Annotated in this window: 11 protein-coding genes; 8 read left to right on the top strand and 3 right to left on the bottom strand. The window is 72.6% G+C overall.

What is annotated here, in order from left to right; translation table 11 throughout:
• Nucleotides 1–18 precede the first annotated feature (18 nt).
• The 8 genes from AB0O82_RS07820 (at nt 19) to AB0O82_RS07855 (ending at nt 9,802) form a co-directional block, all read left to right on the top strand.
• Nucleotides 19–633, top strand: a complete 615-nt coding sequence (locus AB0O82_RS07820) for a hypothetical protein (RefSeq protein ID WP_363581261.1) — start codon at nt 19–21, stop codon at nt 631–633.
• Between the two features lie 277 nt (nt 634–910).
• A complete protein-coding gene (locus tag AB0O82_RS07825; RefSeq protein ID WP_363581263.1) occupies nt 911–2,116 on the top strand; it encodes a serine hydrolase domain-containing protein in 1,206 nt (401 codons plus the stop codon).
• A gap of 140 nt (nt 2,117–2,256) precedes the next feature.
• Nucleotides 2,257–4,098, top strand: coding sequence for an FAD-dependent oxidoreductase (locus AB0O82_RS07830; protein WP_363581265.1), 1,842 nt, complete (start codon nt 2,257–2,259; stop codon nt 4,096–4,098).
• 125 nt (nt 4,099–4,223) lie between these two features.
• Nucleotides 4,224–4,586: a hypothetical protein gene (locus AB0O82_RS07835; RefSeq protein ID WP_363581267.1), complete on the top strand. Its 363-nt coding sequence runs from the start codon at nt 4,224–4,226 to the stop codon at nt 4,584–4,586.
• 350 nt (nt 4,587–4,936) lie between these two features.
• Nucleotides 4,937–5,539 (top strand): PadR family transcriptional regulator, encoded by a 603-nt coding sequence (locus AB0O82_RS07840; protein WP_363581269.1) that lies wholly within the window; start codon nt 4,937–4,939, stop codon nt 5,537–5,539.
• Nucleotides 5,536–7,299: a sulfatase gene (locus tag AB0O82_RS07845; RefSeq protein WP_363581271.1), complete on the top strand. Its 1,764-nt coding sequence runs from the start codon at nt 5,536–5,538 to the stop codon at nt 7,297–7,299. Before AB0O82_RS07840 ends, AB0O82_RS07845 begins: the two co-directional genes overlap by 4 nt.
• A gap of 113 nt (nt 7,300–7,412) precedes the next feature.
• Nucleotides 7,413–8,756 carry an MFS transporter gene (locus AB0O82_RS07850; protein ID WP_363581273.1) on the top strand — a complete coding sequence of 448 codons (1,344 nt, stop codon included), beginning with the start codon at nt 7,413–7,415 and terminating at the stop codon, nt 8,754–8,756.
• Between the two features lie 191 nt (nt 8,757–8,947).
• On the top strand, nt 8,948–9,802 hold the full coding sequence (locus AB0O82_RS07855; protein ID WP_363581310.1) for a formylglycine-generating enzyme family protein: 855 nt from the start codon (nt 8,948–8,950) through the stop codon (nt 9,800–9,802).
• An 84-nt stretch (nt 9,803–9,886) separates the two neighbouring features.
• Here the strand turns inward: AB0O82_RS07855 and AB0O82_RS07860 are convergent, their stop codons facing one another.
• The 3 genes from AB0O82_RS07860 to AB0O82_RS07870 form a co-directional block, all read right to left on the bottom strand.
• Nucleotides 9,887–11,203, bottom strand: coding sequence for a HAMP domain-containing sensor histidine kinase (locus AB0O82_RS07860; RefSeq protein WP_363581275.1), 1,317 nt, complete (start codon nt 11,201–11,203; stop codon nt 9,887–9,889).
• The gene (locus AB0O82_RS07865; protein WP_363581277.1) at nt 11,203–11,904 is read right to left on the bottom strand and encodes a response regulator transcription factor; all 702 of its coding nucleotides are present in this window, start codon (nt 11,902–11,904) and stop codon (nt 11,203–11,205) included. Before AB0O82_RS07865 ends, AB0O82_RS07860 begins: the two co-directional genes overlap by 1 nt.
• 71 nt (nt 11,905–11,975) lie before the next feature.
• Nucleotides 11,976–13,580 carry an alpha/beta hydrolase gene (locus tag AB0O82_RS07870; protein WP_363581279.1) on the bottom strand — a complete coding sequence of 535 codons (1,605 nt, stop codon included), beginning with the start codon at nt 13,578–13,580 and terminating at the stop codon, nt 11,976–11,978.
• Nucleotides 13,581–13,838 lie beyond the last annotated feature (258 nt).

Below are 13,838 nucleotides of genomic sequence, written 5' to 3' on the forward strand. Positions count from 1 at the left end.
CCTGCCGTACTCTGCGCAGTGATCGACAAGTACTCACACGCGAGATCTAGGGGCGAGAACATGTCACGGACCGAACTCCACCGACGACGTGTCGTCATCGGGCTCATAACCGGTGCGACGCTGATATCCCTCGCCGGATGCGGATCGTCGAGCTCGGCGAAGAGCGCCACCGCACCTGGGGCCGCGGTCTCGACGTCCGCAGGTGCGGCGACGGCTGACGCGGCAGCGCCCCCGGCGGCGGGCGCCCCCACCGGCGCGCCGGGGAAGGCCGGCAAGGGCAGCGCCGACGTGACCTTCAGCGGCGTGGAGTCGGGCTCCATCAAGGCCGCCGACAGCACCTGCACCGTCATCAAGGGCGAGTTGGAGTCCTTCCAGGCGCCGTCGGACCAGAACGCCGGCGGCCCGAGCGTCGCCGGCGTCCAGTCGGGCACCGGCTGGATGATGCCGGTCAGCACCGCCGCCCACGTCGGCGGCTACGTGAAGAACAACGCGACCGGCGTCAAGGCGACGAAGACCGGCGACAGCTGGACGGTCACGCTGACGAACACGGAGGTGGCCGCCACCTACGACCTCGGTCAAACGGTCACGCTCAACGGAACGATCGTCTGCGGCCAGGTCGTCAGCGCCGGCTGACCGGCTGACCGGCCGAAGCGCGGGACCTTGTGCCGACGCCGGCGGGAGCCACCAGACCAGAGGCTCCCCCCGGCCACAACTCGCCGGGCGTGCGGGCGCATCCCCGGATGCGACCGCCGGACGACCCCTCACGTACCTCTTTGGTGTCCTAAGGTGTCGATTTCGTAAGCCTGTTGAAGGATGGACGGGTCCTCATCCGGAGTGATGCTCCCTCGGTGGCGGCGCTGACAGGCTGACTCGTGGCGAACTCCTGTTCGCCCGAGTGAAGGGAAGCCCCATGTCTCGTCGTCTGACCAGTGCCCTGATCGCAGCCTTCTGTCTGGCGGTGTCCGCGTCACCCGCCTCCGCCGCTGTGGCGGGAGCCGAGGACTCCGCAGCTTCGTCGGTCCGCCCGCGTGGCGGTCCGCTGCAACTCGCCCTCAACGGGCTGACCGACGCCAAGGCGGTGTCCGCGATCGCCGAGGTGCGTGACGGTGACCAGCGGTGGCGCGGCACCACGGGGGTGACCGACCTGGTCGGTCAGGCACCCGTCCGTGGTGACGGCCGGTTCCGGATCGGCAGCGTCACCAAGACGTTCGTCGCCACCACGGTGCTGCAACTGGTCGGCGAGCACCGGCTCGGCCTGGAGGACTCGGTGTCGAGCCACCTGCCGGGGCTGGTCCCCAACGGGCAGAACATCACCGTCCGCCAGCTGCTCAACCAGCGCACGGGCCTGTTCGACGTCACCAACGAGGGCACCGACGTCTTTCCCAACCTCAACGACCCGGCCGTCTTCCGGACGTGGCTGGCCCAGGGCGGGTTGAACCGTACGTTCACCGCGCGCCAGCTGGTGACCGCCTCCGTCTCCCACGCCCCGTACTTCGCGCCCGGCACCCAATGGGGTTACTCCAACACCAACTTCGACGTCCTCGGCCTGATCATCGAGCAGGTCACCGGGCACCCCTACGGACAGGAGGTCGGTCAGCGCATCCTGCGCCCGCTCGGGATGACGAAGACCACGGTCCCCGGCCGCTCCACCACGATCCCCGGCCCGCACGCCCACAGTTACTGGACCACCGTGGACGGCGCCGGCACCGGAAACGTCAAGAAGACCGACATCGACGTCACCGACCAGAACCCCTCCTGGGCGGGCGCCGCCGGAGAGATCATCTCCACCACCGACGACCTGATCCGGTTCCAGCAGGCCCTGTTGAAGGGGAAGTTGCTGCGTCCGGCGGAGCAGCGCGAGATGACCACGATGCTCGAGACCGTGCCGGGCTCGCACGAGATCGACTACGGGATGGGGCTGGCGCGGGCGCAGCTCTCCTGCACCACCGTGCTGGGCCACAACGGCGGCACCTTCGGCTTCAGCACCCAGCTGTGGGGCACCGCCGACCGCCAGGTCGCCGTCTCCTACACCCCGCGGGGCGATGACGCCGAGCAGACGGCGCAGAACCAGGCGGGCATCAAGTTCCTCGACGCCGTCTTCTGCGGCGCCGGCTGAACGTCCGCCGGGGGCGGGCTGGGCGTGTCGGCGATCAGCGTTGCTGATTCTACGTCAATTGTCGTTACGGTAAGCATATTTGGATGCCGTGAGCGCCGGTAGCATGCGCTGACGGATGGTCGTGGTGAACGGAGGAAGAGATGGACTGGTCGGCGGACGAACGGCTGGGGCGTCGCCACCTGCTCGCTCGGGCCGGTGCGGTGGCGGTCGGCGGTGCGGTCGCCGGCCTGGCCGTCGGGCCCGCCGAGGCGGCGGGCCGCCAAGGCCCGGGGCCGGCGGGAGCGGGAGGTGGTCCGGCGGGAGGTGGGGGCGGGCCGGAGGGCCGGCCGTTCGGGCCGGTCACGGTCCGCCCCGATGACTCCCGCTACGACAGCCTGCTGCGGGGCGACAACTACCGTTTCGTCGGCCGGCCGGAGGAGATCCGCCTGGCCGGCTCCACCGAGCAGGTGGTGCGGGCCGTCGCCGACGCCGTCCGCTCCGGGCGCCGGATCGCCGTGCGCAGCGGCGGCCACTGTTTCGAGAACTTCACCGGCGACCCGGCGGTGCAGCTCCTGCTGGACCTCTCTCCCATGGACGCCGTCGGCTTTGACCCCGCGATGGGCGCCTTCGCGGTGCAGCCGGGAGCGACCCTCGGGCGCGTGTACCGGGCCTTGTTCAAGGGCTGGGGTGTGACGATCCCGGCCGGCGGCTGCCCCGAGGTGGGCGTGGGCGGGCATCTGGCCGGCGGCGGGTACGGTCCGCTGTCCCGCGCCTACGGCTCGGTCGTGGACTACCTGCACGCCGTGGAGGTGGTGGTGGCCGACCGGGACGGGACCGTCCGGGCGGTGGTCGCCACCCGGGACCCGGACGATCCGAACCACGACCTGTGGTGGGCCCACACCGGTGGCGGTGGTGGCAACTTCGGCGTCGTGACCCGCTACTGGCTCCGCTCCCACGACACCCCCGACGCCCCCGGCCCCGACGCCCCCGGCCCCGACACCCCCGGCCCCGACGCCCCCGGCCCCGACGCCCCCGGCCCCGACGCCCCCGGCCCCGACGCCCCCGGCCCCGACGCCCCCGGCCCCGGCCCCGGCCCCGGCACCCGCTCCCACGGCGACCCCGCGGCACTCCTGCCGCGCGCCCCGGGCGAGCTGCGGAGGTGCCTGGTCGCCTGGACCTGGGACGAGAAGATGACGGAACGGGCGTTCACCACCCTGTTGCGCAACTACGGCGCCTGGCACGAGCGCAACAGCGAACCGGGCACCCCCGCGGCGAACCTGTATGCCGTCCTCATCGCCGGACACCGCAAGTCCGGCACCCTTGAGCTGGTCGTGCAGATCGACGCGGGTGTTCCGGGTTCCGACGCGGTGCTCACCGACTTCGTGCGCGCGGTGACCGCCGACGTGGGTGCCACCGACCCCGCCACCCTCCGGGGCACCATGCCCTGGCTGCCCACCAGCACCTGGCCGGGGACCGGCGAGGCCGGCAACTCGATCACCCGGCGCTACAAGGACAAGGCCGGCTACCTGCGCCGCTCCCTCACCGACCCCCAACTCGCGACCGCCTACCGGTACCTGACGGACGGCACGGGCGGTGCGGAGTGCGGCCTGCTCCTCGTCGGCTACGGCGGCCAGGTCAACGCGGTGCCCCCGTACGCCACCGCCGTCGCCCAGCGCGACTCGGTCATGAAGGCCGTCTACTACACCGTCTGGGCCGACGAGTCGGACGACGCGGCCCACCTGGCCTGGGTCCGCGGCTTCTACCGCGATGTGTACCGCGACACCGGAGGCGTCCCCGTCCCCGGCGAGGTCAGTGACGGCTCCTACATCAACTACGCGGACACCGACCTCGCCGACCCGGCGTGGAACACCTCCGGCACCCCGTGGCACGCCCTGTACTACAAGGACAACTACCCCCGCCTGCAACAGATCAAGGCCCGCTGGGACCCGTGCAACATCTTCCGGCACGCCCTCGCCATCGAACCGCCCGACCAGAGGCCGTAACGAAAGTACCGGGGGAGGCGCGCCGGAGGTTCACTCGCACGAGTGATTGTTACGCTGTGCACATTACTGGACACTCTAAGTATCGGGGAGCTCATGGGAGCTCTCCCGGCGCGAGGGGAGCCGTCATGGCCGCAGCCGAATCTTCCTCCATCGAGGTGCCGCGGATCGCGAGCAGTTCGCAGCCCGCAGACCGGGACCAGGGCCTCGCGGCGATCGGCGGCAACGTCGGCGCCGTGTGGCGGGGGTGGTGGACGTGGACCCCGGGGAACGGGACGTTCAACCTCCAGATCGCCTGGAACGTCATCGGGATCGACTCGACGGTCGTCATCACGGCCTCCGAGATCGACGGCAACGGGAACCGGTTCGTCGGCGCGGCGCCCTTCCAGGTGTCGAGCATCGCCCCCGGCAACGGGCTGGTGACGTTCAAGATCAATATCGGCTGGGGCAGCGCGCTGCCGATGCGCACCGACGTCCTGGTCTTCAACTGAGCACGCCTCTCCTGAGCACACCTCTTCGGCCGCCCGGGTCGCCTCGGACGCGCAGGCCGGGGACCGTGCCGCTCCGGTGACGACAGGCACGGCCCGCCCCGTGGCGGTTCCGGGTTCGCCCGGACCGCCACGGGGCGCCCGTTTTCCCGGGAGGGGCCTGTTCCGTCGCAGCCGCGCCGGGTTTCGACGTCCCCGCCGGTAGCGCAGGGGCTGTGCACTGTGCGCTGTGCACTGTGAATCACCGTGAACTCATATGAACGGTCGGATAATTCACCGCCCGCCGCGTTGACGACCCCCGTGTCGCGGATAGAACACTGAGCACATAAGTGATTCCGCACATAGGGGGCTCGATGCAGTTCGAGTACGTCCTGCTCGCCCTGCTGGCCGGCCGGCCGTTCAGTGGGTACGACCTGCGCAAGTGGGTCGAGACGGAGGGCCAGTTCCTCCGTTCGCGGGCCCACCACAGCCAGATCTACCGCCTGTTGGGGCGGATGGTGGCGGACGGCTGGGTGGCGTTCGAGGTCGACCCGCGCGAGGGGCGTCCCGACGCGAAGGTGTACCGGCTCACGCCGGTGGGGCGGGAAGCGCTGATGGAGTGGGTGCGCTCCCCGTACGAGCCGCCCAGCCGGTTCCAGGACGCGGACTTCCTCTCCCGCTTCGCCTTCGCCGCGGTCCTGGACCGCGAGGCGGCGATCCTGCTGATCCGCACCGAACTGGACCACCGGCGCGAGCAGATCGCCCGCAACCGGCCCCGCGACCGCACGGTCCGCTTCGAGGACCCGCTGCCCGAGCTGGACCAGGAACTGGCACGCGAGGTCTACGAGGAACTGCACCAGTACGGCGCCGGCGCGATGGACGCGTGGGTGGCCTGGCTGGAGCGCATGCTCCGGCGTCTCGAACAGTGGCAGCCGGGGCGGAAGACGCCACCGGCCGGAGAAGGGAGCGCCGCATGAAGGCGATCATGGTGATGTTCGACAGCCTCAACCGGCACATGCTGCCGCCCTACGGCGGGGACTGGACTCACGCGCCGAACTTCGCGCGGCTGGCCGAGCGGTCGGTCACCTTCGACAGCGCCTACGCGGGGTCGATGCCGTGCATGCCGGCCCGCCGCGAGATCCACACCGGCCGGTACAACTTCCTGCACCGCAGCTGGGGCCCGCTGGAGCCGTTCGACGATTCCATGCCCGAGCTCCTCAAGCAGAACGGGGTGTACACCCACCTGGTCAGCGACCACCCGCACTACTGGGAGGACGGCGGCGCCACCTACCACGGCCGGTACAACACCTGGGAGTTCTTCCGCGGCCAGGAGGGCGACCCGTGGAAGGGCCAGGTGGCCGACCCGGAGATCCCCGAGGACCTGAAGAAGCTCCGGTTCGAGTCCTACCGGCAGGACTGGGTGAACCGCCCGCACCTGGCGACCGAGGACCGCCACCCGCAGACGCTGACCTTCGACGCGGGCCTGGAGTTCGTCCGCACCAACCGGGAGGCGGACAGGTGGTTCGTGCAGATCGAGACCTTCGACCCGCACGAGCCGTTCTTCAGCCACCAGCGGTTCAAGGACCTATACCCGCACGACTACGAAGGCCCGCACTTCGACTGGCCCGACTACAAGCGCGTGGTGGAGACCCCCGGCCAGGTCGAGCACGCCCGCCTGGAGTACGCGGCGCTGCTGTCGATGTGCGACCACTCCCTCGGGCGGGTGCTGGACCTGATGGACGAGCAGAACCTCTGGGACGACACCCTGCTGATCGTCAACACCGACCACGGCCTGCTGCTGGGAGAGAAGGGCTGGTGGGGCAAGACCGTCCAGCCCTGGTACAACGAACTGGTCCACCTGCCGCTGTTCGTGTGGGACCCGCGGGCCGGCAAGGCCGGGGAACGGCGCCGAGCCCTGGTGCAGACGATCGACCTCGCACCGACGCTGCTGGAGTACTTCGGCATCGAGCGCCCCGCGGACGTGCAAGGCCGCCCGCTGCCGGTGGCCGAGGACACCCCGGTGCGGGAGGCGGCCCTGTTCGGAATCCACGGCGGCCACGTCAACGTCACCGACGGCCGGTACGTCTACATGCGCGCCCCCGCCACGGCGCAGAACGCGCCGCTGCTGGAACACACGCTGATGCCCACCCACATGCGCGGGCGGTTCTCCCCGGCCGAGCTGGCGAACCTCCAACTGGCGGAGCCGTTCACCTTCACCAAGGGCGTTCGCACCCTGCGCGTCCCCGGCCGCACCTTCATCAACCCCTACCAGCACGGCACCCTGCTGTTCGACCTGGAGGGCGACCCCGACCAGCGCACCCCCCTCGTCGACGACGCGGCCGAGCTGCGGATGGCGACCCTGCTGGTGGAGCTGATGCGCGCGGGCGACGCACCGCCGAGCCAGTACGAGCGCCTCGGCCTGCCGGCCGAGGGCCCGGTCGGCGCGGAGCACCTGCTGGTCCGGGCCCAGCGCGAGCAGGCCGACCGGGCCGCCGAGCCGCTGCCCCACCCGGAGGACTACCCCCCAGGACGCTTCTCGCTGCGGACCCCCGTGTTCGCCCTGATCTCCGACCCGGTCGCCGTGGAGGTGATGCGCAGGCACCTGCCCGGCATCGTCGACTCCGAATTCCTGCAGTTCCTCGGCCCGACGCCGCTGATCGACGTCGCCGCCCTGGCCGGCGGCCTCACCGACGTGTCGGCCCTGCGCCGGGTGGCCGAGGAACTCGCCGCTCTCTGACCAGCCGGCGCACGACGTACCGGTGACGGGGTTGCAGCCCCGTCACCGGCGAGCACGCCGCCTTTCCCCCGCACTGCCCCTGTGACGAACGATGCGAAGAAGTGGAGTCGCGCATGTCCGACCTTATCGAGGGCACCTCCGGGCCCGCCACGAGGACCGGCCCGCCCCCGGTCAAAGGCCGATGGGCCCAGCTCTCGGTCCTCGGCGGCGCCATGCTGGTCGACGGTACCGAGGCCGGCCTGGTCACCGGCCTGTTCCCGGTCATCAGGAACGCCCTCGGCCTGACCCTCGGCTCGCTCGGCGTCCTGACCGCCGCCGGCAAGCTGATCGGCGTGCTCGCGGCCCCCCTGTGGGTGTGGGCGGCACGCCGCTGGTCGCGCAAGAGCGTCCTGGTCCTGTCCACCGGCCTGTGGGGGGTGTGGGGCGTGGCCGCCGGCTTCTCCAGGGACTTCACCGAACTGCTGGTCTTCGTCACGGTCCTCGCGGCCGGCTACGCGGCCGCCCAGCCGCTGGTTTCCGAGATCATCGGCGACCTGTTCGACCCGGCGTCGCGAGGCCGCGCCGTCGGTGCCCTCTACGGTGCGCTGTCGCTGGTCGGCTCGGTGCTCGGCCCGCTCATCGGGCAACTGGCGGGAGTCCACGACGGCTGGCGCTGGGGACTGTGGGGCGTCGGCGTCCTGAACATCCTCTTCGGCGGGGTGCTGCTGCTCTGCTTCCGCGACCCCGGCCGCGGCGCGGCCGAGCGGCAACTCGCGGACCTCGACCGGGCCGCCCGCGAGCCCCGGACGAAGGTCGGCCTGGCCACCGTCGTCTCGCTGTTCAAGATCCCCAGCTTCGCGATCCTCCTGGTGTCGCGGCTGCTCTCGGGACACCTGCTGCTCTCCTCGTTCGCCGTCGTCTACCTGGTGGACGTGTTCGGCTTCACCACCCAGCGAGCCGCCGTCGTCCTGATGCCGCTGGGCATCGGATACCTGCTGGGCACCCTGCTGGGAGGCTTCCTCGCCGACTGGGCCACCCGCCGCAGCCCCCGCCACGGGCTTCCCGGCGCGCTCCAGGGCGCCCAGGTCGCCTTCGCCGTCCTCGCCTTCCTGGGCACCCAGGTCCACTACCGCGGCATCGGCGCCTACGCCCTGCTCTTCTGCCTGATGGGTGTCGCCCAGGGCGTCAATCCCAGCCTCAACCGCCCGATGGTCATGGCGGTCACCCCGCCCGAGCTGCGGGCCACCGCCTTCACGATCTACGTCTCGGTCTTCGAAGCCCTCGCGTGGGCCGCCTTCGGCCTGGGCGCCGGCTTCCTCGGCCAGGCGGTCGGACTCCGCCCGGTGTTCCTGGCGGTCCTGGTGGTACTCATGCTCGTCAACGGCGCTTTCCTGACGCTGCTCCACCTGCCCTACGCGAAGGACGTTCAGCGGGTGCAGCGGGAGCTCGACCTCAGGCGCCGGGCAGCCCTGGCCTGACCCGGCCCGCCTGACCCGGCCCGCCTGACCCGGCCCGCCTTGCACGGCCGGCCTCACACGGCCGGCTGAACCCACTCCCGGAGGAACCCGTGAACCTGCCCTCGGCGCCCTGCTGCACGCCCTCGCGAGGCCCCGGCACGCTCCGCCCGCTCCACCTCGCGGCCCCGCGTCCCGCCGGCCCGACGGACGGCATGGTCCTCCTGCCCGGCGGCGGGTTCCTGATGGGGACCGACGACTCCGAAGGCTTCCCCGACGACGGCGAAGGCCCCGTGCGGCAGGTCCGGCTGGACCCGTTCCTCATCGACGCCCGCGCGGTCACCAACGAGCAGTTCACCGCGTTCGCCGCCGACACCGGCTACCGCACCGACGCCGAGCGCCTGGGCTGGTCCTACGTCTTCGCCGGCTTCCTCCCGGCCGCCGTGCGGCGCACCGCCGTGCGGGTGGAGCGAACCCCCTGGTGGTGCGCGGTCACCGGAGCCGCCTGGGACCGTCCCGAGGGCGCGGGCAGCACGGTCGCCGACCGCGGCGACCACCCCGTCGTCCACGTCTCCTGGAACGACGCGGACGCCTACGCCTCCTGGGCCGGCAAACGCCTGCCCACCGAAGCGGAGTGGGAGTACGCGGCCCGCGGCGGACTCGAACAGGCCCGGTACCCGTGGGGCGACGAACTCGATCCCGACGGCACCCACCGCTGCAACATCTGGCGCGGCACCTTCCCGGCGAAGAACACGGCCGCGGACGGCCACCGCGCCACCGCCCCCGCCGGCTCCTTCGCACCGAACGGCTTCGGCCTGTACAACATGTCCGGCAACGTGTGGGAGTGGTGCGCCGACTGGTGGACCACCGACCACCCCGCATCCCCCACCCCGGCCAACCCCACCGGCCCCGCCACCGGAACCGCCAAGGTCATCCGCGGCGGCTCCCACCTGTGCCACAAGTCCTACTGCAACCGCTACCGCGTCGCCGCCCGCAGCTCCAACACCCCCGACAGCTCCAGCGGCCACGCCGGCTTCCGCTGCGCCCGCAACGCCGAACAGCCCGACTGACGCGCCGACCCGTCCGCGACGGGCCACGCCGTTCGGCCGGGCTCGCAGACCACCGACCCGCCGTCCCGACCTCCGGGCGGGCCGTCAGCCCTCCGGTGCGGGTGGCAGGTGGAAGCCGACCTCGGCGCCGCCGGAGGGGGCGGCGGTGGCGAAGACGGTGCCGTGGTCGGCGGCGACGAGGTCGTGGACGATGGCCAGGCCCAGCCCCGAGCCCGGGGTCGACTGGGTGCCGGCGGCGCGGTAGAAGCGCTCGAAGACGGCCTGCCGGTCGCCGGGGGCGATGCCGGGCCCGTGGTCGCGCACGGCCAGCCGGGTGCCGGTGACGTGGACCTCCACTGGGGTGCCGTCCGGGCTGAACTTGACGGCGTTGCCGACCAGGTTGTCCACGCAGCGCTGCAGCGCGCGCGGGCGGGCCCGTACCGGCACGGGCCGTTCGGCGGTGACGGTGATCTCGCGGCCGGTGCGGCGCCGGAAGCGCCGGGCGCTGTCCTCGGCGGCGGCCGTCAGGTCCACCGGCTCCGGGTCCTCCACGGTCTGCTGGTCGGTGGCCAACTCGACCAGTTCGCGCACGAGTTCGTCGAGTGCGACGGTTTCGGTGACCAGGGTGGCGAGGATCTGTTCCTCGTCCGCGGGGGCGAGCCGGCCGCGGGCGCGCTGGAGGAGTTCGGCGCAGCCGCGTACCGAGGTCAGCGGGGTGCGCAGCTCGTGGCTGGCGTCCTGGACCAGGCGCTGCTGCTGGTCGCGGGAGCGGCGCAGGGCGCCGACCATCGCCTCGAAGGCGCGGGTGAGGCGGCCGACTTCGTCGCGCCCGGCGGCGGGCAGCGGGGTGGTCAGGTCGCGGGTGGTGGTGATGTGTTCGGCGGCGCGGGCCAGGCGTCGCACCGGGCGCAGGATCCGGCCGAGGACGAGCCAGCTGAGCAGCGCGGAGGCGGCCGCGGCCGCGGCGCTGGTCCAGGTGATGCGGCGCAGGAACGCGTCGTCGACGGTCTGCGCCCCGGCGTAGGTCTGGCCGACCATCACCGCGCCCTGCCCGTCGGGGCGGGCCTTGGTGAGGATGCCGTAGGGGGTGCCGTCGACGGTGGCGTCCTCCTGGTGGGCGCCCTGTGCGGTACGGGCCACCTCCCGGGCCCGGGCCGAGACGGGCAGCGCCGGGCCGCCCGGGGCCCCCAGCGGCCGGGTGGTGCCGTCGGGGAGCAGCAGCTGTTCGACGGTGTCGGGCCGTGCGGGCGGGGAGCGGTCGAGGTCCAGGGCGGCGAGCACGGTGTGGGCCCGGTCCTCCAGGCTCCGGTCGAGCTGGTCGGCGACCAGGGTGCTGACGCCGCGGTAGGCGGCGGTGACGGGCACGGCGATGGCCAGCAGGACGGAGGCGAGGACCACGAGGCCGATCCTGGTGCGCAGCATCAGGCGGTCCTGGCGGTGTAGCCGACGTTGCGCACGGTGTGGATCAGCCGGGGCGCGCCGCCGTCTTCGGTCTTGCGGCGCAGGTAGCCGACGTAGACGTCGAGCGAGCGCGAGTCGGTGTCGAAGTCGTAGCCCCAGATGCGTTCGTAGATCTGGTGGCGGGTCAGGACGGTGCCCTGGTTGCGCAGGAGCAGTTCCAGCAGGTCGAACTCGGTCTTGGTCAGGTCGAGCCGGCGCCCGCCGCGGTGGGCCTGGCGGGCGCCGGGGTCCAGGGCGAGGTCGTCGAGGCCGAGTTCGGCGCTCTCGCCGCCGAGCGGCTCGGTGCGGCGCAGCAGGGCGCGTATACGGGCCAGGAGTTCCTCGGTGGCGAAGGGCTTGGCCAGGTAGTCGTCGGCGCCGGCGTCGAGCCCGGCGACCCGGTCGCCGAGCTGGTGGCGGGCGGTGAGGACCAGGACGGGCAGGCGGTCGCCGCGCCGGCGCAGCATCCGGCACAGCGCGAGGCCGTCGAGGCGGGGCATGACCACGTCCACCACGGCGAGGTCGGGGCGCCGGTGCTCCAGGAGCTCCAGGGCCTCCTGTCCGTCGGCGGTGGTGAGTACCCGGTAGCCCTCGAAGCGCAGCAGGTGGTCGAGGGTGTTGCGGACGCCGGGGTCGTCCTCGACGACCAGGACGGTGCGCCGGGCGGCGGTGGGATCTGTCATGGTGTCATCTTCGCTGGTGGCGGGCGTGGTCATGCCGGTCGGGGGGTGGTCGAGGGCGGCCGGTCAGAGGGTCAGCGGGGGACCGGGACGACGGGGACCGGGGGGATGTGCGCGAGGCAGGAGGTGTCGCCGACCGCGCCGGTGCGGATGAAGTGGGTGGAGATGTCCACCGCGCAGCCGGTGGACTCCATCTCCGGGACGTGCCCGCTGTTGGGCACGGAGACGAAGGCGCTGCGGCGGAACTGGGCTGCGGAGAGGCGGGAGTTGGCCTCGGGGGTGTTGGTGTCGAGGTCCCCGGAGAGCACCAGGACGGGCACGTCGGGCACGTTCTTCAGGTCGGTCGGCTGCGGGTTGGCGGTGCCGCGGCGCGGCCAGGACAGGCAGTTGTCGCCGCCGTCGGTCTGCCCCTCGGTCCAGCCCTTGACGCTGAACGCCCCGAAGTCGGCCGGGTCGGCGGCGGCCAGCGCGGCCCGGTACTGGCGGCGGCGCTCGGCGGGCGGGGCGGCCGGGTCCCACGCACGGGCGTAGTCGTTGCAGGTGACGGCCAGGAAGGAGGCCTGGTCCTCGGTGCCGGTGTGCTCGACCTCGGCGCGCACCAGGGCGGCCAGCGGCCCCTCGTCGCCCGCGGCGAGGGCGTGCAGGGCGGCCGGCAGCGCGCCGAGCAGACCGGGCTCCTCGGGGTGCAGGCCGATGCCTCGGGTGGCGGGTTCGTACATCAGGTCGGCGAGCTTGTCCTCGCTGAAGACCACGGTGCGCGGCCTGCCGCCGAGGGAGGCGGTCAGCACCAGCGGGTGGGTGCGCAGCCGCTCGGTGGTGGCGGCGAGGTCGCGGACGGCGCCTTCCGGGTCGCAGGCCCCGCTGCGCTCGCAGATCCGGCGCAGCGTCAGGGAGACCTGCTGGGCGCCGGGCCGGGCCAGGGAGTCGAAGGCGAGCGGGTAGGCGCCGGACAGCACCATCGACTCGACCCGCTGGGGGTGGCGGTCGGCGTAGACCGGCATCAGGTAGGTGCCGTACGACAGGCCGTACAGGACCAGCTTCGGGGCGCCCAGGCGCGCGCGGGCGGCATCGAGGTCGTCGGCGGTGGCGGCGCTGGTGTAGCCGCGGGCGCGCGGGCCGAGTTCCTCGGCGCAGTCGGCGACGAGCTCGCGCTGGGCGGGGCGCGGGGCGAAGCGGTAGTCGGCCTCGGTGACGTCGCAGGGGAGCCGGCCGGAGCGGCCGGTGCCGCGCGGGTCCAGCAGGAGCAGGTCGTAGTCGTCCAGCACCCCCTGCAGTGCCCCGGCCACCTGGTCGGCGCGGTCGATGAGGGTCTCGCCGGGGCCGCCGGGGTTGAACGCGATGGTGCCCCGGGCCGGGCCGGGGCGGCTGTGGCGCACCACCGCGTAGCTCACGCCGATGCCGCCCAGGCGCGGCTCGTCCGCCACCAGCGGGCGGCGCATGGTCGTGCAGTCGACCTGGTGCCCGGGGACGGTAGGGCACCACGCGGGCCGGCCCGCCGCCCCGGTGGGGGCGGCCTGCGCGGGCGAGGCGGTGGTGACCGGAAGCACCGCCGCCAGCACCGCCAGCGCGGCGGCGGCCAGCCCGCCCCGGCGGGCCGGCTCCTTCGCCCGGCTCGCGGTCGCGTCCGTCGCCGTACCGGTCGTCCCTGCCGCCGTGTTCGTCGCCGTGTTCGTCGTCATCGTGGTGCCCTCCGTACGTTCTGCGGTCGGTGTGGGCACGACCCTGCCGGGTGCCGGTCAGCGGTTCGGCAGAGCGACGGCAAAGGCGTGTAAGAACTCCGGCCGGTCCCGGTGCGAGAACCATGCGTGTCCTCAAGATCCTTTCCTTGATGGAAACTTGACGAACACGAGTCGTCCCCAAGGCTTCTCTCTGTTCGAAAAATCGGTCTAACTGGTAGCACCGGACGGGGCAGGGCCAGCACGCGGCAAGCGGCTGAA

Origin of the sequence: Kitasatospora sp. NPDC088264 (assembly GCF_040685715.1) — a bacterium.
GTDB lineage: Bacteria > Actinomycetota > Actinomycetes > Streptomycetales > Streptomycetaceae > Kitasatospora.